Here is a 22671-nt window from a genome sequence, read left to right as displayed (position 1 = left end):
GATCAGATATTATTCAAACGCCCAACGGAGAAACGCTTTTTTCTCCTCGTCACTGGCGGTTTCCCATACGGCCTTGAGCTGGTCCAGGGCGTTACCACCGCTCGCGGAGGTGCCATCAGACGGCGACTCAGGGATGGGAGTCCGGGACGCAGTGATCGCCTCAGCCGGGTCCCAGACGCTCGAACTTGCCACTGACTGCCCCGACGAAGAAACCACACTGGCAGAAAACTCAGGCATCATCCGCTCCGCTTCCTGCCGGGTGTCCGGCCGATCATACTCAAAATGGTAGATCTCACCAGCCGCAGCCTCAAAACGCGCCACCTGAGGCTCACTTTCGATAACGTGAACTTTCGATTCGCCGTTGCTGACCACTCCGGTTTTCGCCCAAATGGTTTTGTAAACAAAGACCACCTCGTTTTCACCGGGAAGCAAAGCGTAGTCCAGTGCCAGATCGTCCATCAGAAAATTAGTCATACTACGGTCGTTCACCCGGACCACCCGGATTTCACCCGGTGTCTTGAGCGTAGCCGCGCGCTCAGCGGCCTCAGGATTACCATCCCAGGTTTCCACCACACTGACACTGGAAGCACAACCCACCAGAAACAACGCAAGCGATGCTGCCAGCCCGGCACGAAGACTGACGGCGTGTTTATGCCAGCCTCTCATCATCGATTCGAAAACACGGTTTACGTGACAGATTCTCATTTAATCTCCTTGGCTATGCGGAACAAAACAGACTCAGGCTCGCGCCGGACCCGTAGCATTCTGACGAGTGCATCTGACAAGGGCAAGACAATGGCATCGCTTTAGCGACCTGTCCCGAGCCAGGGTCTTTGATCCCGTTTGAGACGCATCCCGTAAAAATGTAAAAAAATGTTGAATTTGTCCGGAATTGGATTAATTTTAAACAGATCGGCAGACATTAACGCGGCGCCCCAAAAAAACAGAACAGAAAAGCGGGCACAGGAGACACCATGGATACCCAATGCAGAACCGGAGAACAAGGGCCGGTTCCCTTTCGCAGTAGTCGATTCTTCTGTGTGGGGAGCAAATGGTACTTCACTACCCGGGAAGGCTTTGACAGTGGCCCTTTTGCTTCACGGGAGCGAGCCGAGACGGGCTTAAAACGGTTTTTACACGTTGTTCGATTGTTACCTGAAGAGCAGCAACTCCATTAACAGGGGGCCTCAGTGAGGCCCCCTGAATCATTACAGGCATTCCGGGGGCATGAGAGCTTATAGAGAATTCCCCGCTCAGACGTTCAGCAACCTGGGCTCAGGGACTACCCTTGAAATGGTCGAACCCGGTATCTGCACCACACGGCTTACCATCGAGAACCAGCCCGGGCCGGGATTCGACAGTACCGATCACCGACAGTTCGTTACGGATCGCGTCTGGGGCAGTTCTCCAGCACTCTGCCGGGATGGTCAGGCACAGCTCATAGTCATCACCGGACCGCAGCGCATAGCCCAGCGCTGCATCGCCTTTCAGACGTTTCAGATGCGGTGATACCGGTATTCGGGCGCTGTCGATTCTCGCGCCGACTTCAGAGGCCTCAAGAATATGCTCCAGGTCCGCAAGCAGGCCATCTGAGACATCAACAGCGGCACTCGCAACGCCTCGGGAGGAGATGCCAAGCGCCAGCCTGGGCCGCGGTGAATGATAACGATCCAACACGGCTGCAATGTCTGGCGAAGGGTTCGCCTCGTTAAGGTAATCCAGCGCAGCACCGGCGTCTCCAAGTGTTCCAGAGACCGCGACAAGGTCGCCCGGCCGGGCGCCCGTACGTCGAATGGCGGCTCCCTGCTCAACCGTTCCATGTACCTGAAGAGTCAACGTAAGCGGGCCGGAGGTTGTATCACCGCCAGCCAGCACTAACCCGAAGGCCTTACTGGCCCTTCTGAGCCCACCAGCAAAGCCAGCAAGCCATTGCTCGTCTGCAGTGGGTATGGTCAGAGCCAGAGTGAAGCACTCCGGGCTTGCCCCCATGGCGGCCAAATCACTCGCCGCTACGGCCAACGCACGCCAGCCAAGGTAATCCGGACGATAATTCCTGGGGAAGTGGACACCCTCGACCAGGGTATCCATGGAGAAGACTAGATCCCGGCCTGCCGGAATTCGCTGAATCGCGCAATCATCCCCCGGCCCCAGAATCAGGGTCCGGGATTTCTGCTGCCCGGCGAGCGGCAAAAAATACCGCCGAATCAGCTCAAACTCACCCATCGGCTAGCGGGAGCGGGAGCGGGTCTCGGCGAGCCGGAGCCGACCGCTCAGCTTGTCGAGGATGCTGTTGACGAATTTATGGCCTTCGGTGCCGCCGAAGCGCTTGGCCATTTCGATACCTTCGTTGATGACTACCTTGTAGGGCACATCAAGGCGATGCTTCAGTTCATAGGCTCCGAGCCGGACAATGGCCAGCTCCACCGGATCCACCTCATTGATCGGGCGGTCCAGAAACGGCTCAATCAACTTGTCCAGCTCACCCTGCTCCCGGTGCACACCACGGAGCAGGTCACGGAAGTACAGCAGGTCAACCTTGCTCGTGTCATTGTCGACCATGAACTCGGCCTCAATGTCAGAAATGGCCGTCTTGCTGAAATGGCGCTGATAAAGCCCCTGCATGGCCAAAGCCCTGGCGCGGCGTCGATCACCGGCTTTCGGCTGGCCGGACGGTGCCGGCTGTGGTGATGTACCTTCAGTTTCGCTCATTACTCACCCAGTTTCTTGAACAGGCTGACCATTTCAAGTGCCGTAATGGCCGCTTCGGCGCCTTTGTTACCGGCCTTGGTGCCCGCGCGCTCGATAGCCTGTTCGATGGAATCCACCGTCAGCACGCCAAAGGTCACCGGTACGTCTGTGTCGAGACTGACCGCGCCAATACCGCTTGAGGCTTCACCGGCAACGTATTCAAAATGCGGGGTTCCGCCACGAATGACGGCACCCAGCGCAATGATCGCATCGTACTCGCCCGTTTCCGCTACGCGTTTGACGGCCAGGGGCATCTCATAGGCGCCGGGCACCCGCACGATGGTGACATCATCATCGGAAATTCCGTGACGGCGCAGAGTATCCAGCGCGCCTTCAACCAGACTTTCAACAACAAAACCGTTAAATCGGCCGACCACCAGGGCATAGCGCCCGCTGCACTCGGTAAAATCACCTTCAATTACTCTGATATCTGCCATTAATGGCTCCTTCACGTGTCGCGGTAACAGGGCCGCGACCGGGTTTATCATTCAGGGGTATAGGGGACGTATTCAACCACTTCCAGATCGAAACCGGAAATTGCCGAGAACTTGATCGGCGGGCTCAGCAGGCGCATCTTGCCGACACCGATGTCCCGGAGGATCTGGGAACCGGTCCCGACGGTGAAATAAACACCAGAGCTGCCTTTGCCTGAGGCCCCCTGGCCTTTATCAAAAAATTCGTGGATGCGATCTTCCAGGTTATAGCTGTCTTCGGCGCTGTTCAGCAGAACAACCACACCCTTGCCCTCGGCTGCCACTTTTTCAAGGGCGTGGTGCAGAGGCCAGCTTCGGGAATCCTTGCGGCGGGCACCCAGAAGGTCTCGCAAGGTATCTGTAATGTGAACGCGCACAAAGGCCGGCTCGTCCGGGGAAATATCCCCCATCACCATGGCAAGGTGAGTCGCACCCTGGATATTGTCACGGTAGGTACGAAGGCTGAAAACACCGTATTCGGTGTCCAGGTCGTTCTCTTCCACACACTCAACGGTGCGCTCGTTCATGGTGCGGTAATGAATCAGATCGGCAATGGTGCCCATCTTGAGATCGTGTTCTTCGGCAAATCGCTCCAGGTCTTCCCTGCGGGCCATGGAGCCATCGTCGTTCATGATCTCGCAGATAACCCCTGCCGCCTCGCAACCAGCCAGGGCAGCAAGATCGCAGGACGCCTCGGTGTGGCCGGCGCGGCTCAGGACTCCACCCGGATCTGACATCAGGGGGAAGATATGACCGGGCTGAACCAGGTCACTGGCCTTGGCGTCCCGGGCCACGGCAGCCTGAACCGTGCGGGCACGGTCGGCCGCGGAAATACCGGTAGTCACGCCCACCGCGGCTTCAATGGACAGAGTGAATTTGGTACCGAAACCGGACGCATTCTGCTGAACCATCAACGGAAGACCAAGCTGATCACAGCGGTCCCGGGTCATGGGCATGCAAATGAGGCCGCGGCCAAAACGGGCCATGAAATTAATGGCTTCCGCCGTGCAATGCTCGGCGGCCATCACCAGATCGCCTTCGTTCTCGCGATCCTCGTCGTCCATCAGTATGACCATTTTGCCCTGACGGATATCTTCAATGATGTCTTCAATACTGTTCAGTGCCATATGGTTTTGCACCCTTGCGGAGTTCCGGCAGCCGTTTGCTGATGAAACCTCCTGAATGTATGGATTACCGGCGAGCGAGAATCAGGCGCTGATCCTCCCCCACCTGACGTCGGTCCAGCACCTTCCATTGTACTTTATCTGCCATGGTTTCCAGCGGCAGGTGCGCGGTCGGACGCCCTGTACTACCGAGGAACACCGGCGCCTGATAGAGCCAGAGTTCATCTACCAGACTTTCGCTGATGAACGTACCGGCCAGTGTGGGGCCCGCCTCGACCAGCAGTTCATTGATGCCGAGCTCGCCCAGGGAGTCCAGCAGTTCGGCCAGATCAATGCCGTTGTCTTTCCAGGCCACGCCGGTCAGACTGATGCCAAGTGCCGCCAGATCCTGGGCCGGCGCCGTCGCCAGCGTTGATGACGCACAGAACAGCTGCACATTGCCGCCCCGAAGGATCTTCGCCGAACTGGGCGTGCGCGCATCCCGGTCTGCGATCACCCTCAGAGGCTGCCTCGATGGCTCCGTAGCATCACCGATATCTCCCAGTTCTTCCCGCCGAACCGTCAACGATGGATCGTCAGCCAGAACGGTACCGACACCTGTGAGAATTGCATCGCTGATGGCTCTCAGGCGCTGCACATCCCGACGGGAATCGCTGCCGGTTATCCACTGGCTCTCGCCGGAGGCCATTGCGGTTCGGCCATCCAGGCTGGCTGCCATTTTCAAACGCACCCAGGGTCGGCCGGTATTCATGCGCTTCATGAAGCCCGGGTTCAGGCGCACAGCTTCGGCCGCCAGCAGCCCTTCGGTAACCCGGACCCCGGCTTCCCGGAGCATTTCCAGCCCACGCCCCGACACCGAAGGGTTCGGGTCCTTTGTCGCCGCATAGACATGGGCCACTCCGGCGTCGATCAGGGCCCTGGCGCAGGGCGGTGTGCGACCGAAATGGCTGCACGGCTCGAGAGTCACATAAGCCGTGGCACCCCGGGCATCCGGGCCAGCCTGGCTCAGCGCACGGATTTCGGCATGGGCTTCGCCGGCACGTTCATGCCAGCCTTCCCCGAGCACCAGATCGCCCCGGGCAATGACGCAGCCGACCCGGGGGTTGGGATGCGTCGAGTACCGACCGCGCCAGGCAAGCTGGACAGCCCGCGCCATCATGGCCCTGTCGCGGTTTTCGATCATGCCTTTCCTTCGGGAGAGTGGTTATCCGCCAGCGCCTTGGCGACCTCGGCAGCCTCACCGTTGCTTGCCGACAGCCGCTCGATTTCTTCCTTGAATTCGTTGATATCCTGGAAGCTGCGGTATACCGACGCGAAACGGACGTAAGCCACCTTGTCCAGCTGGCGCAATTCGGTCATTACCTCTTCGCCCAGCTGCATCGATTTCACTTCCCGCTCGCCCGTTGCCCGCAGGCGATACTTGATGCGGTTCAGGGCAGCGTCAATCTGCTCAATGCTTACCGGCCGTTTTTCCAGCGCTTTCATAAGCCCCGAGCGCAGCTTTTCCTCATCAAAAGGCTGCCGGGTGCCGTCCTGCTTGACCACCCGGGGCATCACCAGTTCGGCGGACTCAAAGGTGGTAAACCGCTCACGGCACGACAGGCACTCCCTGCGGCGGCGCACCTGATCACCCTCGGCCACGAGCCGGGAGTCAATCACCTTGGTATCTGCTTCACCACAGAAAGGACAATGCATAGTCAGGAGCTCCGAAGAGGAAGCCGGGTTGATCGATAATCGATCAACCCGGCGGGTCTGGCCTGTAGTCTAGCTATAAAAAGATCAGCCGTAGACAGGGAAACGGGCACACAGAGCACTAACCTGCTCACGAACCCGGCTGTTTACCGCCTCATCTTCCAGATTCTCGAGAATGTCGCAGATCCATCCAGCCAGATCACGAGACTCGGCTTCGCCGAAACCACGGGTGGTAATGGCCGGAGTGCCGATCCGCAAGCCGGAGGTTACGAACGGTGAACGCGGATCGTTGGGAACCGCATTCTTGTTGACTGTGATGTGGGCACGGCCAAGCGCCGCATCGGCGTCCTTACCGGTAATATCCTGCTTGATCAGGCTCAGCAGGAACAGGTGGTTCTTCGTACCGCCGGACACCACGTCAAAACCACGCTCAACAAACACGTCAGCCATGGCCGAGGCATTTTTGACCACCTGCTTCTGGTAGGTCTTGAACTCATCGCTCATGGCCTCCTTGAAGCACACCGCCTTGGCGGCAATCACGTGCATCAGCGGGCCACCCTGGCCGCCCGGGAACACCGCAGAGTTCAGCTTCTTCTGCAGATCCGCGTCGTCACAGGCCAGAATCAGGCCGCCACGGGGGCCGCGGAGGGTCTTGTGAGTAGTGGTCGCGACCACATGAGCGTGCGGAATCGGATCCGGGTACACACCTGCGGCTACCAGGCCGGCAACGTGCGCCATGTCGACAAACAGGAAAGCGCCGATTTTGTCCGCAATTTCGCGGAAACGGGCGAAGTCCAGCTCCTGGGAATAGGCAGAAAAGCCGGCAATGATCATTTTCGGCTTGTGTTCAACGGCCAGGGCCTCCACTTCGTCGTAATCGATCAGACCGGTTTCCGGGTTCAGGCCATACTGTACGGCGTGATAGATCTTGCCAGAGAAGTTGACGCTGGCGCCGTGGGTCAGGTGGCCGCCGTGGGCCAGGCTCATACCGAGGACGGTGTCACCAGGCTTCAGAAGCGCCATGAACACAGCAGAGTTGGCCTGGGAGCCGGAATGCGGCTGTACGTTGGCGTAGGCTGCGCCAAAGAGCTCCTTGGCGCGATCAATCGCCAGCTGTTCGGCAATATCCACAAACTCACAGCCGCCATAGTAGCGCTTGCCCGGATAGCCTTCAGCGTACTTGTTGGTCAGCACGCTGCCCTGGGCTTCCATCACCCGGGGGCTGGTGTAATTTTCAGACGCAATCAGCTCGATATGAGCTTCCTGACGCTTCTCTTCCGCCTGCATGGCGTTCCAGAGCTCGTCGTCAAAGCCGGCGATTTTCATTTCACGATTAAACATGGATGCGCTGCCCCTGTGTGCTTGGCTGGCCCGGAGAGCTTTGGAAATCTCCGCAGGCTCCCTTAAAAATTGGGCCGCTATTCTATCTTACAAACGGGTAAAAAATCACCCATTTATACCGTCCGCAGATACCGGCATGCGGCCACCTCCGGTTTCCGCTCAATTGCTATCACTGATCGGTTTCGATACCTTACCGGATCAATAGCATGCAGTCCGAACAAGGGCGATCAATATTTGAATTCACGAACCTGTTTGGTAAAGAGGTTTAAGCCGACATGGCCCAATACGTATACACCATGAATCGCGTGGGCAGAGTGGTTCCGCCCAAGCGGGAGATCCTGAAAGACATTTCGCTGAGTTTTTTCCCCGGCGCCAAAATTGGCGTACTCGGCCTCAACGGTTCCGGTAAATCCACCCTGCTACGCATTATGGCGGGCGTGGACCAGGATTACATTGGCGAAGCCCGCCCCCAGCCCGGCATCAACGTGGGCTATCTGCCCCAGGAGCCGGAACTGGACGAAGAAAAAACCGTGAAGGAAATTGTCGACGAGTCGGTCTCCGGGGTTCATGACGCCCTGGCGGAACTGGACAATGTCTACGCGGCCTATGCCGAACCGGATGCGGATTTCGACGCCCTGGCCAAGAAACAGGGAGAATTGGAAGCCTACATCCAGGCCACTGACGGGCACGACATTGAACGCAAGATGGAAGTCGCCGCCGACGCGTTGCGCCTCCCGCCCTGGGATCAAAAGGTCAGCGTTCTGTCCGGTGGCGAGCGCCGCCGGGTGGCTCTCTGCCGCCTGCTGCTCTCCGGCCCGGACATGTTGCTGCTGGACGAGCCTACCAACCACCTGGATGCCGAATCCGTCGCCTGGCTTGAACGCTTCCTGCACGATTACGAAGGTACCGTGGTTGCCATCACCCACGACCGTTATTTCCTGGACAACGTTGCCGGTTGGATTCTGGAACTGGATCGCGGCCACGGCATTCCGTTCGAGGGCAACTACAGCCAGTGGCTTGAGAACAAGGAGAAGCGCCTGGAGATGGAGTCCAAGCAGGAGGCCTCTCACCAGAAAGCCATCAAGGAAGAACTGGAATGGGTTCGCAGCAATGCCAAGGGCCGTCAGTCCAAGAGCAAGGCCCGTCTGGCCCGCTTTGAGGAGATGAGCTCCCAGGAATTCCAGAAGCGCAATGAAACCAACGAGCTGTACATTCCGCCCGGACCTCGCTTGGGCAACAAGGTGATCGAAGTGGACGGCATCAGCAAATCCTTCGGTGACCGCCTGCTCTACGAAAACGTATCTTTCAGCGTACCGCCCGGCGCCATTGTGGGCATTATCGGTGGTAACGGTGCTGGCAAGTCCACCCTGTTCAAGATGATCGCGGGTTATGACAAGCCCGATTCCGGTGACATTACCGTGGGTGAAACCGTGGAACTGGCGTATGTCGACCAGATGCGCGACCTGGATGGCAGCAAAACCGTCTGGGAAGAGCTCTCCGACGGCAACGATATCATCAAGGTGGGCAACTACGAGACCCCGTCCCGGGCGTACGTGGGACGCTTCAACTTCAAAGGCAGCGACCAGCAGAAACGGGTTGGCGACCTGTCCGGTGGTGAGCGTAACCGCCTGCACCTGGCCAAACTGCTCAAGGAAGGCGGCAACGTTCTGCTGCTGGACGAGCCCACCAACGACCTGGACGTGGAGACCCTGCGCGCCCTGGAAGAAGCCCTGCTCAACTTCCCGGGCTCCGCCCTGGTGATCTCGCACGATCGCTGGTTTCTGGACCGGGTAGCGAGCCATATCCTGGCGTTCGAGGACGACGGCGAAGTGGTGTACTTCGAAGGCAACTTCACGGAATACGACGAAGACTTCAAAAAGCGCAAGGGCGATTCTGCAATGCAGCCCAAGCGCATGAAGTACAAGAAGCTGGCCTGATGGCAAAAGCAAAAACTGCCTACGTCTGCACCGAATGTGGTGCAGACTATTCCAAGTGGCAGGGTCAGTGCACCGCCTGCCAGGCCTGGAATACCATCAGCGAAATCCGCGGCGTCAGCAGCAATGCCAAAGGCTCACGCGGCACCCGATTTGATGGCTTCGCCGGCAGCCTGTCGGAAGTCCAGAGCCTGGACGACGTCAGCCTGGCGGAGCAGCCCCGCATCAGCTCCGGCATGCAGGAGTTCGACCGGGTTCTCGGCGGTGGTTTGGTGGAAGGCTCGGCCGTGCTGATGGGCGGCCATCCCGGCGCCGGCAAGAGCACACTACTGCTTCAGGCCGTCTGCCACTTGGCGGCCAGCGTCCCGGCGCTGTACGTTACCGGTGAGGAATCCCTGCAGCAGGTGGCCATGCGCGCCAAGCGGCTGGGACTGCCCACCAAAGACTTGAAAATGCTGTCTGAAACCAGTGTTGAGCGGGTGATGCAGGTAGCAGAAGCGGAAAAACCGCGAATTCTGGTGGTGGACAGTATTCAGGTGATGCACGTGGCCGATACCGAGTCGGCCCCTGGCAGTGTGTCCCAGGTGCGCGAAAGCGCCGCCTTCCTGACCCGCTTTGCCAAGCAGACCGGCACCATCCTGTTCCTTGTCGGGCATGTCACCAAAGACGGCAGCCTGGCCGGCCCGAAAGTACTCGAACACATGATCGACTGTTCTATCCTGCTGGAAGGCTCTAGCGACAGCCGCTATCGCACACTTCGCGGCATCAAGAATCGTTTCGGTGCGGTGAACGAGCTGGGCGTTTTTGCCATGCTGGAGCAGGGCCTGAAGGAAGTAAAGAATCCCAGCGCCATATTCCTCAACCGTGGCGAGGAAGCCGCGCCCGGCAGTGTGGTGATGGTGGTCTGGGAAGGCACCCGCCCGATGCTGGTAGAGATCCAGGCCCTGGTGGACATGGCCCAGGGTGGCTATCCAAGACGTGTAGCGGTTGGCCTGGACCAGAACCGGCTGGCAATGCTCCTGGCGGTACTGCACCGCCACGGTGGCATGCATGTATCTGATCAGGATGTGTTCGTGAACGTGGTCGGAGGTGTCAAGGTGAACGAAACCAGTGCCGACCTGGCGCTGCTGGCCGCCATCGTCTCTTCGTTCCGCGACCGAGCCCTGCCCCAGGATCTGGTAATTTTCGGGGAAGTCGGCCTATCGGGAGAGATACGTCCAGTACCGAGCGGCCAGGAACGAATCTATGAAGCCGCCAAGCACGGCTTTACCCGAGCCCTGGTGCCCAAATCCAATGCTCCGCGCAAGGCCATAGAAGGCATGAAGGTGATTCCGGTGACCAAGCTTAGTGATGCGCTTTCTGCTCTGGAAGAGCTTTAGGCCTGCTTTCTTGGGAGTTAACGGAGAGGTTGGCGGGGGCTCTTCCAAAAACCGCTACGAGCACTTCCATGTGCGCTTGTTTCCGGCCATCCATGGCCTCCAACATTTTTGGAAGAGCCCCCGCCAACCTCTCCTGCATACAGCCTAGCAAGACTCCAACTATCAAGACTCTGAAGTATCGATTACCAGATCAACGGCGTTGGTCGGATTAGGCGAAGCCGTAACCTGACAAACCCACCTAATCAATAAGATGGGCGAACTCCCTGTCCAACAACGCTTGATCGCCGAGGTTAAGTTCAACAAGACGCTTAAGATGGGTAGCGCTGTCGAGGTCGATATACTGGCACTTGAAACCAAGCCTGTGCGGCTCCACATGCCGGAGCTCTACCGCCATAACAATCCCCGCTTCATGATCATTCAGGTGAACAATCACCTCACAAGGCTGCTTCAACGGAACGTTCCATCCCTCCGGTCGTTTTACCAGAACGCCTTTCAGTGAAATATCGAGCACTTCCGTTGTCCAGACAGATTCCTGGCAGTGAAGCTCACAGGGCGCGTCGAATTCGATTCTGTGGAACCGACGTTTTTCGGGATTTTTGGCGGGCAAGTGGTTACTCCTGTTTACCGATCTTGGTTTACCTGACTATAGACCGGACAGAAGGCTGCATCCAGAGGAGTTTTTTGGGTGGGTCAGAGGTTGTCGGGTTACGGCACGCTTTGCGCGCCTAACCCGACCTACGATGCTAGGAAGCAGCTAACTCCAGAATCAGCGATGATACTCAGGGCTCAATTCAACAACAGCCTCGATAAATGCCCGAGCATGCTCCGGATCCACATCCGGTGTAATGCCATGCCCAAGGTTGAAGATATGCCCGGTGCCTGAACCATAGCGGCGCAGGATATCCGCTACTTCCTGGCGAATCCGCTCAGGTGGGGCGTACAGCATGGCCGGATCCATATTGCCCTGGAGCGCAACCCGATCACCGATGCGGGCGCGGGCGTTGCCAATATCCGTGGTCCAGTCCAGACCGACAGCGTCTGCACCGGAATCAGCGATGGATTCCAGCCATTGACCGCCATTCTTGGTAAACAGAATGACCGGTACCCGGCGGCCCTCGCTCTCGTGAATCAGGCCGTCGACAATTTTCTTCATGTAGCGCAGCGAGAACTCTTCATAGGCCCAGCTGCTGAGCACACCGCCCCAGGTATCAAAAATCTGAACCGCCTGGGCGCCGGCCTTGATCTGGCCGTTCAGGTAGTCGATAACCGCATCTGCCAGATGGTCCAGCAAACGGTGCATCACCTCAGGCTGGCCGTACATCAGCTTCTTGGCTTCCCGGAAATCTTTGGAAGAACCGCCTTCGATCATATAGGTCGCGAGAGTCCAGGGGCTGCCGGAGAAGCCAATCAGGGGCACGCTGCCGTTGAGGGCGCCACGAATGGTCGAAACCGCATTCATGACGTAATCCAGATCTACTTCTGCGTCTATTTTCGGCAGTGCCGCAACATCAGCCTCGGAACGAATGGTGTTGCGGAACTTGGGGCCTTCCCCGGTTTCAAAGTACAGGCCCAGCCCCAGCGCATCCGGAATGGTGAGAATGTCCGAAAACAGAATCGCAGCATCCAGGGGGTAACGTTCCAGAGGCTGCAGGGTGACCTCGCAGGCCAACGGGGTATTCTTGCACAAGCTGAGAAAATCTCCGGCCTTCGCCCGTGTTGCGCGGTATTCCGGCAGGTATCGCCCTGCCTGTCGCATCATCCATACCGGGGTACGGTCAACGGGCTGGCGCATAAGGGCGCGCAGGAAACGGTCATTTTTCAGCTCGGTCATAGGAAATCCAGCGTTGTCTGTACAAAAGGGTCACATCAGATGGGGAGCCATGATACCCCGATTGCGGCAATAAAAAAGGGCGGCTTTCCCTTAGGATGCCGCCCTTCTGATCAGGATCAAACCTGCACTCAGATATCCAGGTAATCCATGATGCCTTCGGCAGCCTGGCGGCCTTCCCAGATAGCGGTTACGACCAGATCCGAGCCACGGACCATGTCGCCACCGGCGAAGATTTTCGCGTTGCTGGTCTGGAAGGCAAACTCGGCTTCCTCAGGTGCGGTCACTCGCCCTGAATCGTCGGTTTCCACCTTCAGGTCATCGAACCATTCGGCCGGGCTGGGACGGAAACCGAAAGCCACCAGAACCGCGTCAGCCGGAATGACCTCCTCACTGCCCGGCACCACTTCCGGACGGCGGCGGCCGTTTTCATCGGGTTCACCCAGACGGGTCTGGATCACTTTGACACCTTCAACCCGGTCTTCACCGAGGATGGCGATTGGCTGCCGGTTGAAGAGGAACTTCACGCCCTCTTCCTTGGCATTGGCCACTTCCTTGCGAGAGCCCGGCATGTTGGCCTCGTCCCGGCGGTAGGCGCAGGTCACGCTTTCGGCCTGCTGACGGATGGAGGTGCGATTGCAGTCCATGGCGGTGTCACCACCACCGAGAACAACGACTCGCTTGCCTTTCATGTCGATGAAGTCCGCCTCGTCTTTTTCAAAGCCCAGACGACGGTTAACGTTGGAGACCAGGAACGGCAACGCGTCGTAAACTCCCGGCAAGTCTTCACCTGGGAAACCACCCTTCATGTAGGTGTAGGTGCCCATGCCCATGAAGACGGCGTCATATTCGTCAAGGATGTCCTGCAGTTGAACATCCTTGCCCACCTCGGTGGACAGACGGAATTCCACGCCCATTTCCTCAAACACCTTGCGGCGACGGGTCATGACCGACTTTTCCAGCTTGAACTCGGGGATACCGAAGGTCAGCAGGCCGCCGATTTCCGGGTAAATGTCGAACACAACCGGCTTCACGCCGTTGCGAACCAGAACATCGGCGCATCCCAGGCCGGCCGGGCCAGCACCAATGACTGCGACCTTCTTGTCTGTCCACTTAACTGCGGACATATCCGGCTTCCAGCCAAGGGCGAAGGCGGTGTCGGTGATGTACTTTTCGACCGACCCGATGGTGACCGCGCCATAGCCGTCATTCAGGGTGCAGGCGCCTTCACACAGGCGGTCCTGGGGACACACACGACCGCAGACCTCAGGCAGGGAGTTGGTCTGGTGACACAGCTCAACCGCCCGCATAATATTGCCCTCGGACACCAGTTTGAGCCAGTTCGGGATGTAGTTGTGAACCGGACATTTCCACTCGCAGTATGGATTACCACATTCCAGGCAACGGTGGGCCTGAGAGGAGGCATGGTCCGCCGTAAACGGGTGGTAAATCTCACCAAACTCTTTCTTCCGCTTTCTGGCCGGTACCTTCTTCGGGTCAATCCGCCCTACTTCGACAAACTGGAAGTCGTTACTCAGTCGTTCTTTCATTTTGATGCTCTCATCAACTCAATTTCGACAGAGGTGGCAGCCAGGCCGCGCACCCCGAACCCTGTTTGACCCGTCGCCTTATTCCGGACGCGCACGGGTGCTGGCCAGGAGGCTGCGGAGGTTGGCAGCCTTGGGTTTCACCAGCCAGAAACGGCCGATATAGTCGTCGAAATTCTCAAGAATGTGCTCAGCCCACTCACTGCCGGTTTCCGAGATGTACTCCCGGATTACACCGCGCAGGTGATTGCGGTATGACTCCATGTCTTCACTGGAAATCCGCTGAATCTCCACCAGTTCGTGGTTGTACTTGTCCACAAAGGTGTTGTTGACATCCATCACGTAGGCAAATCCACCGGTCATGCCGGCGCCGAAGTTGTGCCCGGTGGACCCTAGAACGGTGACCAGGCCGCCTGTCATGTACTCACAACAGTGATCCCCGGTACCTTCAACTACAGCGTGAGCGCCGGAGTTACGAACCGCGAAACGCTCACCGGCCGTTCCCGCCGAAAACAGCTTGCCGCCGGTGGCGCCATACAGGCAGGTGTTGCCGACAATCGAGGTTTCCTGGGTCTTGAAGGTGCTGCCACGGGGCGGTTTCACAACCAGCTTGCCGCCGGTCATGCCCTTGCCCACATAGTCGTTGGCATCGCCTTCGAGGATCAGGTTGAGGCCACCCACGTTCCAGACACCAAAACTCTGACCAGCGGTGCCGTTCAGGTCAAGTGTGATCGGTGCATCGACCATGCCCTGGTTGCCATGCAGCTCGGCGATTTCACCAGACAGACGGGCACCGATGGACCGGTCGCAGTTGGTTACCCTGTAGGACCAGGCACCGCCGCTCTTTTCCTTGATCGCCGCAGCGGTGTCCTGAACCATCTGCTCCGCCAGCGTACCTTTGTCGAACGGATGATTCCGTTCCACCTGGCAGGTCTGTGGCTTGTCTGCCGGAATATGGTCATTGGACAACAGACGAGTGAGATCCAGCTTCTTCTGGCGCTCGGTGTCGCCCGGCAGCCGCTCCAGCAGATCCACACGTCCGACCAGTTCTTCCAGAGTGCGCACGCCAAGCTTCGCCATCCACTCACGGGTTTCCTCGGCCACGAAGCGGAAGAAATTCATCGCCATTTCCACCGTGCCCTTGAAATGCTCTTCGCGCAGGTAGTCATTCTGGGTGGCAACACCGGTCGCACAGTTGTTCAGATGACAGATGCGCAGGTATTTACAGCCCAGCGCCACCATGGGCGTGGTACCAAAGCCAAAGCTCTCGGCGCCAAGTATTGCACCTTTGACAACGTCCAGGCCGGTCTTGATGCCACCATCGGTCTGCAGGCGAATCTTGCCACGCAGATCATTGGCCCGAAGCGCCTGCTGGGTTTCCGTCAGACCCAGCTCCCACGGAGAGCCCGCGTAGCGGATCGACGTCAGCGGGCTTGCCGCCGTACCGCCGTCATAGCCGGAAACCGTGATCAGGTCTGCGTATGCCTTGGCGACACCGGCCGCGATGGTGCCGACACCCGGCTCGGACACCAGCTTCACGGACACCAGGGCCTGCGGGTTGACCTGTTTGAGGTCGAAGATCAACTGGGCCAGATCCTCAATGGAGTAGATATCGTGATGTGGCGGCGGCGAAATCAGCGTTACGCCAGGCACCGAGTAGCGCAGGCGTGCGATCAGGTCGTTGACCTTGCCACCTGGCAACTGACCGCCCTCACCGGGCTTCGCGCCCTGGGCCACCTTGATCTGCATAACATCAGCACTACGCAGGTATTCCGCCGTAACGCCAAAACGACCGGAGGCAACCTGCTTGATCTTGGAGCGCTTCTCGGTGCCGTAACGGGCAGGGTCTTCACCGCCCTCACCTGAGTTGGAGCGGCCACCGAGAGTATTCATGGCAACAGCCAGGGCTTCATGGGCCTCCGGCGACAGTGCCCCGAGGGACATGGCTGCGGAGTCAAAGCGCGGGAAGATATTCTCGACCGGCTCCACCTCTGAAATATCAATCTGCTTGATATCCTTGCGGAACCCCAGCAGGTCACGCAGAGTCGCCACCGGGCGCTCGTTCACCAGCCCGGCGTACTCCTTGTAATGGCCGTAATCGCCGCTGGTAACGGCCTCCTGCAGCTTGCCCACCACATCCGGGTTGAAGGCATGATACTCCTGGCCATGGATGTACTTCAGCAGACCACCCTGGGAGATCGGCTTGCGAGGCTTCCAGGCAACGGCCGCCAGTTGCTCCTGATCCTGCTGGAAATCATAGAAACCGGCACCCTGGATACGGCTGGGCACCCCAAGGAAACACAAATCAACAACATCATCGGCAAGACCGATCGCCTCGAACAATTGGGCACCACGGTAGGACGTGATGGTAGAGATGCCCATCTTGGACAGGATCTTCAGCAGACCCTTGTTAATGCCCTTGCGATAATTGTTCTTCGCATCAATCGGATCCATCAGCAATTCACCGGTACGGATCAGATCATTGAGAACCTGATAGGCAAGGTACGGATAGACCGCCGTGGCACCAAAGCCAAAGAGTACGGCGAAGTGGTGGGGATCCCGGGCCCAGCCGGTCTCCACAATGATGTTGGAATCACAACGCAACCCCTGTTTGACCAGATGATGGTGAACCGCTCCGGTCGCCATCATGGCATTTACGGGCAACTCACCTTCTTTCAGGTCCTTGTCAGTCAGAACCAGAAGAACCTTGCCATCACGAACAGCCTGCTCGGCTTGATCGCAAACCTCACGGATAGCCTCCTCAAGACCCTGCTCGGGGCGGTAACTCATGGAGATACGCGCCACTTCAAAGCCCGGTCGGTCGTTGTTGGAAATTTTGAGGAACTTGGCCGGTGACAACACCGGTGTGGTAAGAATGATCCGGTCCGCGTGATCCGCAGTTTCCTCGAATACGTTTCGCTCGGCACCCAGACAGGTTTCCAGTGACATAACGATCGCCTCACGCAGAGGGTCGATCGCCGGGTTGGTGACCTGGGCAAATTTCTGGCGGAAGTAGTCCGCCACGTGGCGCACTCTGCTGGACAGAACCGCCATCGGGGTGTCGTCACCCATGGAGCCGACTGCCTCCTGGCCATTCTCCGCCAGCGGCCGCAGAATCTGGTCACGCTCTTCGAAGGACACCATGAACATTTTTTGGTGCACCAGCAATTCATCGGAATCCATCAGTCTGAAGTCAGGTGTTTCCTGGTTCAGCGTGGTTTCAACCCGCAATGCGTTTTCACGCAGCCAGCGTTTGTAGGGTTGCGCGGTCTTGAGGCGCTGATCGATGTCGCGGGTATGCAGGACTTCACCGGACTCGGTGTCAATGGCAAGCATCTGGCCCGGGCCGACACGACCCTTGGCAACCACATCATCAGGCTGGTAGCCGTAGGTTCCGATTTCGGAGGCCAGGGTGATGAAGTCGTCCTTGGTAATTACCCAGCGCGCGGGCCGCAGGCCATTCCTGTCCAACATACAGACGGCGTAACGGCCGTCAGACATAACCAGACCAGCGGGACCGTCCCACGGCTCCATGTGCATGGAGTTGTATTCGTAAAACGCCCGAAGTTCTGAATCCATGCTGTCGACGTTCTGCCAGGCCGGCGGAATCATCATCCGGGCGGCGCGGAACAGGTCTACGCCACCGGCCAGCAGTACCTCCAGCATGTTGTCCATGCTGGAGGAATCGGACCCGGTGAGGTTTACCAGCGGCTGCAGGGTCTGCAGGTCCGGAAGTTCTGGGGAGCTGAACTTGGCAGCGCGGGCGATGGCCCAGTTACGGTTGCCATCAATGGTGTTGATCTCACCATTATGGGCCAGGTACCGGAACGGTTGGGCCAGCGGCCAACGGGGCATGGTGTTGGTGGAGAAACGTTGGTGGAAAACACAGATAGCTGTTTCCAGGTCAGGGTCGCCCAGATCCTTGTAAAAATTGGCAAGATCCGCCGGCATCATCAGGCCCTTGTAGGCCAGAGTCCGATGGGAAAGGCTGCAGATATAGAACTCGGGATCATCCGCCATATCGCCTTCGGCGTGGCGACGACCCACAAACAGGCTGATCGCAAACTCACGCTCCTCCTTGCCGGCAGGAACTACGAACACCTGTTCGATACGGGGCAGGCAATCAAGAGCCATGGGCCCGAGGCAGCTATCATCCACCGGCACTTCACGCCAGCCCAGGATCTCAAGACCCTGTTCGACCAGCCGCTTTTCAATAGCTTCTCGGCCAGCGGCGGCCCTGGCTTCATCCGGGTTCAGGAATACCTGGCCCACGGCAAAAAGGTCACCTGGCTCCTTGCCAAAAGCTGCCTTGGCGGCTTTCTTCAGGAAGCCGTCCGGGCTCTGGATCAGAAGGCCACAACCATCTCCGGTCTTTCCGTCTGCAGCGATACCACCTCGGTGGGTCATGCAGGTCAGAGACTCGATGGCAGTTTGCAACAACTTGTGGCTCGCCTCGCCCTTCATGTGGGCGATCAGACCGAACCCGCAGTTGTCCCTGAATTCGTCGGGATGATACAAACCTGTCATCATAAGCGTTCTCTCACGTAGAAATGCTTTTCAATCAAAGAGTTAATTGGCGCTCGGCCATACAACCACCCTTTGACACTGAAAATGGGGGCTGGCTATTTTACACACGTAGAAATACGTACTCAAATCAGAGTTGAGTTATTGTGGGAAGCCAAAAACGGAATTACCAATCGACAGGTTATGGAACAACGAGTTAGCGCCAGACCAGGTCCTACTACAAACTGTCGATAGATCGAACCCATGGCGACCGGGAGACCAGTTCCTGGGGCAAATCAGATACAGCCTCATTCGCCGCCTCTCGGGTGGGGAATTCACCATAGAATACCATAAACCAGGGCTGCCCCTGTCTTTCGCCAACTGTGTAGACAATCTCACCGAGCTGTGAGTGGCGCTCTACGATTCTAAGTGCCGTTTGCTCCAGGTTGCCGGCCACAAGCTGAATCGTCCACCCTTCGCGGGCTCTGACCTGCTCAAGCGGCACAAAATACTCAGGATTTTCAGGCGTAAATGCCGGCTCTGACTCTGGCTCTGGCTCTGGCTCTGGCTCTGGCTCTGGCTCTGGCTCTGGCTCTGGCTCTGGCTCTGGCTCTGGCTCTGGCTCTGGCTCTGGCTCTGGCTCTGGCTCTGGCTCTGGCTCTGGCTCTGGCTCTGGCTCTGGCTCTGGCTCTGGCTCTGGCTCTGGCTCTGGCTCTGGCTCTGGCTCTGGCTCTGGCTCTGGCTCTGGCTCTGGCTCTGGCTCTGGCTCTGGCTCTGGCTCTGGCTCTGGCTCTGGCTCTGGCTCTGGCTCTGGCTCTGGCTCTGGCTCTGGCTCTGGCTCTGGCTCTGGCTCTGGCTCTGGCTCTGGCTCTGGCTCTGGCTCTGGCTCTGGCTCTGGCTCTGGCTCTGGCTCTGGCTCTGGCTCTGGCTCTGGCTCTGGCTCTGGCTCTGGCTCTGGCTCTGGCTCTGGCTCTGGCTCTGGCTCTGGCTCTGGCTCTGGCTCTGGCTCTGGCTCTGGCTCTGGCTCTGGCTCTGGCTCTGGCTCTGGCTCTGGCTCTGGCTCTGGCTCTGGCTCTGGCTCTGGCTCTGGCTCTGGCTCTGGCTCTGGCTCTGGCTCTGGCTCTGGCTCTGGCTCTGGCTCTGGCTCTGGCTCTGGCTCTGGCTCTGGCTCTGGCTCTGGCTCTGGCTCTGGCTCTGGCTCTGGCTCTGGCTCTGGCTCTGGCTCTGGCTCTGGCTCGACAGCTTCCGGCTCTGTCACAACCTCTGTCAACAGGGTTTCAGGCTCTGGAAGTGGCTCGACCACCGGGGGCTCGACGTCTTCGGTTTCGGGGCCAATGGTTATGCTCTTGCGGGCTGGTTCAATCGCCTTCACTGACTCCTCGGCCACTGACTCATCGTACTGACGGGAAACAAACCACCACGAGCCAGCCAGTAGCAACAGGGCCAGCGCCGGCCAGCCGATCTGTTTCCAGGGCAGCCGCTGAGAACGCATCGCAGGCGATGTGGCCACCATATCCATCCAGACCCCGGGCGTTACTCGCTTGAGTCTCGCAAAGCTGCCCTGACTCAGAGCGTGAATTTTCGCCACCCGTGTAGGACTGAGTAGCTCACCGGCCTTCCCACCCGCCGCATGAACTCTCGGCTCAAGAAAGGCAACGACTTCGTCTTTCGTCAGCGGGCGCAGATGAATCTGGTGTACAGAGGTAGAAGCATCATCAAGTGCTAACATCTCAACCAGATTATCGCTTCCTGAGAAAACAGGAACCGCTGAAGACCCGCGTTCCGAAGCCAGATAGGCAGAAAGAATAAGCCTGAGTAACTCCACTGGCGCTCGGTCGGCATCGTCAATCAACAGCACCATCCGCTGGCCTTTCCGGACCCGGGATTCGGACCATTTAAAGAAACGGTAGACAAGATCCCGGGGATTCGCATCCGAACCCATTCCCGACCTCGCAACCGTTTTCAGGTCCCTGGCAAGGGCTTGGGTGCTGGTCAACGCTGACGTGGGAATCCGGTGAAAGTCGAGGCGGGACGACTCGCTTCGCACCAGCTCCGCCAGAATTCGGCTCTTGCCGGAGCCTGCCGCACCGGTGAGCAAAAGCGCCATGTCGCCGAACCCACAAAGGTGGCGCAACGTTTCCAGCGCATGATGACGCATGGCATCCGGAAAAAACGGCGTCTCCATTTCCAGAGGATTGGCGCGAAGACCATAGCGTTGCTGCAGCCTGGGAAACAGGCCGCCGCCATCAAGACTGTTCAAGCTTTCCTCGGTCATGGGTCTTCCCTGTCTGCCATTCCTTTATCGCACGCCACGCAAAACCATTGAAGCCAATGGCCTGATCTCACTCCGGGCTGCAAAAGCGGTCGAAGGTTAATGCCAGATTTTCGGGGCTTGCCCCGGAGGTTATGACGGCATCACCAAGGGAGCGGAGCAGAACAAGCCGGAGCTGCCCATCGACATTCTTTTTGTCGACCGCCATCAGATTCATGAAATCATCCGCAGTCATCCCGGCTGGCGGCTTGCCAGGCAACCCGGCACTCAGAATGAGACGGGTTATCCGGTCGCAATCGGCCCGGGAAATCATTCCTTCAAGGGCAGAAAGCTCCGCCGCCATTATCATGCCGGTCCCCACTGCCTCGCCATGGAGCCAGTTGCCATAGCCGGCAAAGGTTTCAATTGCGTGGCCAAAGGTGTGACCAAGATTGAGTATGGCCCTGAGACCACCTTCACGCTCGTCCAGGGCAACCACCTCCGCCTTGCAGGCACAGGACCGGTAGATAGCTTCGGCAAGCGCACCGGCATCAAGGGCAACGAGAGCATCCACCCTGTCTTCAAGCCAGGCAAGAAAATCCAGATCCCGGATGAGCCCATATTTGATCACCTCAGCCAGGCCGGCCGACACTTCACGTGGGGGTAAGGTCTGAAGGCTTCCGGTATCAATCAGCACGGCCTGCGGCTGGTGGAACGCGCCGATCATGTTTTTACCCAAGGGATGATTGATTCCGGTTTTGCCACCTACAGATGAGTCCACTTGTGATAACAGCGTCGTCGGTATCTGGATAAACGGAACGCCCCGTTGATAGCAAGCCGCAGCGAAGCCTGCCATGTCGCCGACAACCCCGCCTCCAAGCGCGACCAGAGTGGTTTTCCGGGTATGTCGACGCTCCAGAAGGCCATCAAAGATCCGGTTGAGGGTTTGCCAGTCTTTGTATTTCTCACCGTCAGGAAGCACAACCGTATCGATACGCTTCCCGGGAAAGCAGCCCTTCGCACTTTCAAGATACAGTGGCGCAACGGTTTCATTGGTCACAAGCATGACCTGGGAACCGCCGACAAAACGCGACAGATCGCAGGTACCGAGAAGATTCTGGCCGATAAAAATAGGGTAGCTGCGCTCCCCCAGTTCGACCGAGAGTTCACGAAGCAGGTTAGACATGATTTCGACCTTCCTTCCGGATCTGCCTTTTGTGACGCGGAGTTCTCGGATTCAGCCGATTAACCAGCTGCCGAACCACAAGCCTGGGGCTTTTGCGATCTGTGTACATGATTATATCTGCCAGGCTTGAATACAGCGGATCCCGGATTGAGAAAAGATTTCTCAGGACGGCTTCCGGATCATCGTTCTGCAGCAATGGCCGGTTACGATCTTTCCGCGTTCGCTCAACCTGCTGCTCAATCGACGTTTTCAGGTAGATCACAATCGCGTCCTTTTTAAGCAGAGGATGGTTCTCAGGCCGCATCACTGCACCACCCCCAGTGGCGAGCACCGTGTTGTTCTCGTTCGCCAATTCGTCAAGCATGGCAGTTTCCCGCTGACGAAATCCGTCCTCACCTTCGACATCAAAAATCCACGGTATGTTGGCCCCGCAACGCTGTTCAATGATGCGATCCGAATCGAGAAAACGATAGCCCAGCTCCTTGGCGAGCATCCGACCAATCGTGCTTTTCCCGGCCCCCATGGGACCAACGAGGACAACGCGTTTTGGCAAAGACATAACTTCCGCTCAGTTTCATTCAGGCGGGTGAGAATATCACAGGGCCGGTGCTTGCATAAGTTCCGTACCCGGCCGAAGGGAAATTCAGGCACAAAAAAGCCGCCGG

Annotated in this window: 18 protein-coding genes; 3 read left to right on the top strand and 15 right to left on the bottom strand. The window is 58.2% G+C overall.

What is annotated here, in order from left to right; translation table 11 throughout:
* Positions 1–9 precede the first annotated feature (9 nt).
* On the bottom strand, positions 10–705 hold the full coding sequence (locus CLH62_RS19400; RefSeq protein ID WP_099619837.1) for a DUF2057 family protein: 696 nt from the start codon (positions 703–705) through the stop codon (positions 10–12).
* A gap of 269 nt (positions 706–974) precedes the next feature.
* Here CLH62_RS19400 and CLH62_RS21490 point away from each other — a divergent pair, with 269 nt between their 5' ends.
* Complete coding sequence (locus CLH62_RS21490) at positions 975–1178, top strand: DUF6316 family protein (RefSeq protein ID WP_099619836.1); 204 nt, start codon at positions 975–977, stop codon at positions 1176–1178.
* A 97-nt stretch (positions 1179–1275) separates the two neighbouring features.
* Here the strand turns inward: CLH62_RS21490 and thiL are convergent, their stop codons facing one another.
* From thiL to glyA, 7 genes are all read right to left on the bottom strand, one after another.
* Complete coding sequence (gene thiL / locus CLH62_RS19390; RefSeq protein WP_099619835.1) at positions 1276–2223, bottom strand: thiamine-phosphate kinase; 948 nt, start codon at positions 2221–2223, stop codon at positions 1276–1278.
* 3 nt (positions 2224–2226) lie between these two features.
* Complete coding sequence (nusB, locus tag CLH62_RS19385; RefSeq protein WP_099619834.1) at positions 2227–2709, bottom strand: transcription antitermination factor NusB; 483 nt, start codon at positions 2707–2709, stop codon at positions 2227–2229.
* Positions 2709–3185, bottom strand: coding sequence for a 6,7-dimethyl-8-ribityllumazine synthase (gene ribH / locus CLH62_RS19380; protein WP_099619833.1), 477 nt, complete (start codon positions 3183–3185; stop codon positions 2709–2711). Before ribH ends, nusB begins: the two co-directional genes overlap by 1 nt.
* A 47-nt stretch (positions 3186–3232) precedes the next feature.
* Positions 3233–4348, bottom strand: coding sequence for a bifunctional 3,4-dihydroxy-2-butanone-4-phosphate synthase/GTP cyclohydrolase II (gene ribBA, locus CLH62_RS19375; protein ID WP_099619832.1), 1116 nt, complete (start codon positions 4346–4348; stop codon positions 3233–3235).
* Between the two features lie 64 nt (positions 4349–4412).
* Positions 4413–5528, bottom strand: coding sequence for a bifunctional diaminohydroxyphosphoribosylaminopyrimidine deaminase/5-amino-6-(5-phosphoribosylamino)uracil reductase RibD (gene ribD / locus CLH62_RS19370; RefSeq protein WP_099619831.1), 1116 nt, complete (start codon positions 5526–5528; stop codon positions 4413–4415).
* Entirely contained in the window at positions 5525–6040 is a 516-nt protein-coding gene (nrdR, locus tag CLH62_RS19365; protein ID WP_099619830.1) for a transcriptional regulator NrdR, read from the bottom strand. The genes ribD and nrdR overlap by 4 nt, the downstream gene beginning before the upstream one ends.
* 84 nt (positions 6041–6124) lie before the next feature.
* The gene (gene glyA, locus CLH62_RS19360; protein WP_099619829.1) at positions 6125–7378 is read right to left on the bottom strand and encodes a serine hydroxymethyltransferase; all 1254 of its coding nucleotides are present in this window, start codon (positions 7376–7378) and stop codon (positions 6125–6127) included.
* A gap of 275 nt (positions 7379–7653) precedes the next feature.
* Here glyA and ettA point away from each other — a divergent pair, with 275 nt between their 5' ends.
* A complete protein-coding gene (ettA, locus tag CLH62_RS19355) occupies positions 7654–9315 on the top strand; it encodes an energy-dependent translational throttle protein EttA (protein ID WP_099619828.1) in 1662 nt (553 codons plus the stop codon).
* Positions 9315–10691 carry a DNA repair protein RadA gene (gene radA, locus CLH62_RS19350; RefSeq protein WP_099619827.1) on the top strand — a complete coding sequence of 459 codons (1377 nt, stop codon included), beginning with the start codon at positions 9315–9317 and terminating at the stop codon, positions 10689–10691. The genes ettA and radA overlap by 1 nt, the downstream gene beginning before the upstream one ends.
* A 238-nt stretch (positions 10692–10929) precedes the next feature.
* Here the strand turns inward: radA and CLH62_RS19345 are convergent, their stop codons facing one another.
* From CLH62_RS19345 to aroK, 7 genes are all read right to left on the bottom strand, one after another.
* A complete protein-coding gene (locus CLH62_RS19345; RefSeq protein ID WP_099619826.1) occupies positions 10930–11298 on the bottom strand; it encodes a PilZ domain-containing protein in 369 nt (122 codons plus the stop codon).
* 159 nt (positions 11299–11457) lie between these two features.
* Positions 11458–12522 carry a uroporphyrinogen decarboxylase gene (hemE, locus tag CLH62_RS19340; RefSeq protein WP_099619825.1) on the bottom strand — a complete coding sequence of 355 codons (1065 nt, stop codon included), beginning with the start codon at positions 12520–12522 and terminating at the stop codon, positions 11458–11460.
* 128 nt (positions 12523–12650) lie between these two features.
* On the bottom strand, positions 12651–14069 hold the full coding sequence (locus tag CLH62_RS19335) for an FAD-dependent oxidoreductase (protein WP_099619824.1): 1419 nt from the start codon (positions 14067–14069) through the stop codon (positions 12651–12653).
* Positions 14070–14147: 78 nt separating this feature from the next.
* A complete protein-coding gene (gltB, locus tag CLH62_RS19330) occupies positions 14148–18596 on the bottom strand; it encodes a glutamate synthase large subunit (protein ID WP_099619823.1) in 4449 nt (1482 codons plus the stop codon).
* 211 nt (positions 18597–18807) lie between these two features.
* Positions 18808–20844 carry an SPOR domain-containing protein gene (locus CLH62_RS21485; RefSeq protein ID WP_143752390.1) on the bottom strand — a complete coding sequence of 679 codons (2037 nt, stop codon included), beginning with the start codon at positions 20842–20844 and terminating at the stop codon, positions 18808–18810.
* Between the two features lie 67 nt (positions 20845–20911).
* Entirely contained in the window at positions 20912–22006 is a 1095-nt protein-coding gene (aroB, locus tag CLH62_RS19305; protein ID WP_099619821.1) for a 3-dehydroquinate synthase, read from the bottom strand.
* The gene (gene aroK / locus CLH62_RS19300; RefSeq protein ID WP_099619820.1) at positions 21999–22565 is read right to left on the bottom strand and encodes a shikimate kinase AroK; all 567 of its coding nucleotides are present in this window, start codon (positions 22563–22565) and stop codon (positions 21999–22001) included. The genes aroB and aroK overlap by 8 nt, the downstream gene beginning before the upstream one ends.
* Positions 22566–22671 lie beyond the last annotated feature (106 nt).

Source organism: Marinobacter guineae, from assembly GCF_002744735.1.
Lineage (GTDB): Bacteria > Pseudomonadota > Gammaproteobacteria > Pseudomonadales > Oleiphilaceae > Marinobacter > Marinobacter guineae.
This window is presented reverse-complemented; position numbering and strand designations above follow the sequence as displayed.

What these genes read in the sequence shown, in the direction of transcription:
- ettA (WP_099619828.1), top strand. Translation starts at nt 7,654, where the DNA reads ATGGCCCAATACGTATACACCATGAATCGCGTGGGCAGAGTGGTTCCG.
- radA (WP_099619827.1), top strand. Translation starts at nt 9,315, where the DNA reads ATGGCAAAAGCAAAAACTGCCTACGTCTGCACCGAATGTGGTGCAGAC.
- CLH62_RS19400 (WP_099619837.1), bottom strand. Translation starts at nt 705, where the DNA reads ATGAGAATCTGTCACGTAAACCGTGTTTTCGAATCGATGATGAGAGGC.
- ribH (WP_099619833.1), bottom strand. Translation starts at nt 3,185, where the DNA reads ATGGCAGATATCAGAGTAATTGAAGGTGATTTTACCGAGTGCAGCGGG.
- nrdR (WP_099619830.1), bottom strand. Translation starts at nt 6,040, where the DNA reads ATGCATTGTCCTTTCTGTGGTGAAGCAGATACCAAGGTGATTGACTCC.
- glyA (WP_099619829.1), bottom strand. Translation starts at nt 7,378, where the DNA reads ATGTTTAATCGTGAAATGAAAATCGCCGGCTTTGACGACGAGCTCTGG.
- ribD (WP_099619831.1), bottom strand. Translation starts at nt 5,528, where the DNA reads ATGATCGAAAACCGCGACAGGGCCATGATGGCGCGGGCTGTCCAGCTT.
- nusB (WP_099619834.1), bottom strand. Translation starts at nt 2,709, where the DNA reads ATGAGCGAAACTGAAGGTACATCACCACAGCCGGCACCGTCCGGCCAG.
- ribBA (WP_099619832.1), bottom strand. Translation starts at nt 4,348, where the DNA reads ATGGCACTGAACAGTATTGAAGACATCATTGAAGATATCCGTCAGGGC.
- thiL (WP_099619835.1), bottom strand. Translation starts at nt 2,223, where the DNA reads ATGGGTGAGTTTGAGCTGATTCGGCGGTATTTTTTGCCGCTCGCCGGG.
- gltB (WP_099619823.1), bottom strand. Translation starts at nt 18,596, where the DNA reads ATGATGACAGGTTTGTATCATCCCGACGAATTCAGGGACAACTGCGGG.
- CLH62_RS21490 (WP_099619836.1), top strand. Translation starts at nt 975, where the DNA reads ATGGATACCCAATGCAGAACCGGAGAACAAGGGCCGGTTCCCTTTCGC.
- aroB (WP_099619821.1), bottom strand. Translation starts at nt 22,006, where the DNA reads ATGTCTAACCTGCTTCGTGAACTCTCGGTCGAACTGGGGGAGCGCAGC.
- CLH62_RS21485 (WP_143752390.1), bottom strand. Translation starts at nt 20,844, where the DNA reads ATGACCGAGGAAAGCTTGAACAGTCTTGATGGCGGCGGCCTGTTTCCC.
- hemE (WP_099619825.1), bottom strand. Translation starts at nt 12,522, where the DNA reads ATGACCGAGCTGAAAAATGACCGTTTCCTGCGCGCCCTTATGCGCCAG.
- aroK (WP_099619820.1), bottom strand. Translation starts at nt 22,565, where the DNA reads ATGTCTTTGCCAAAACGCGTTGTCCTCGTTGGTCCCATGGGGGCCGGG.
- CLH62_RS19335 (WP_099619824.1), bottom strand. Translation starts at nt 14,069, where the DNA reads ATGAAAGAACGACTGAGTAACGACTTCCAGTTTGTCGAAGTAGGGCGG.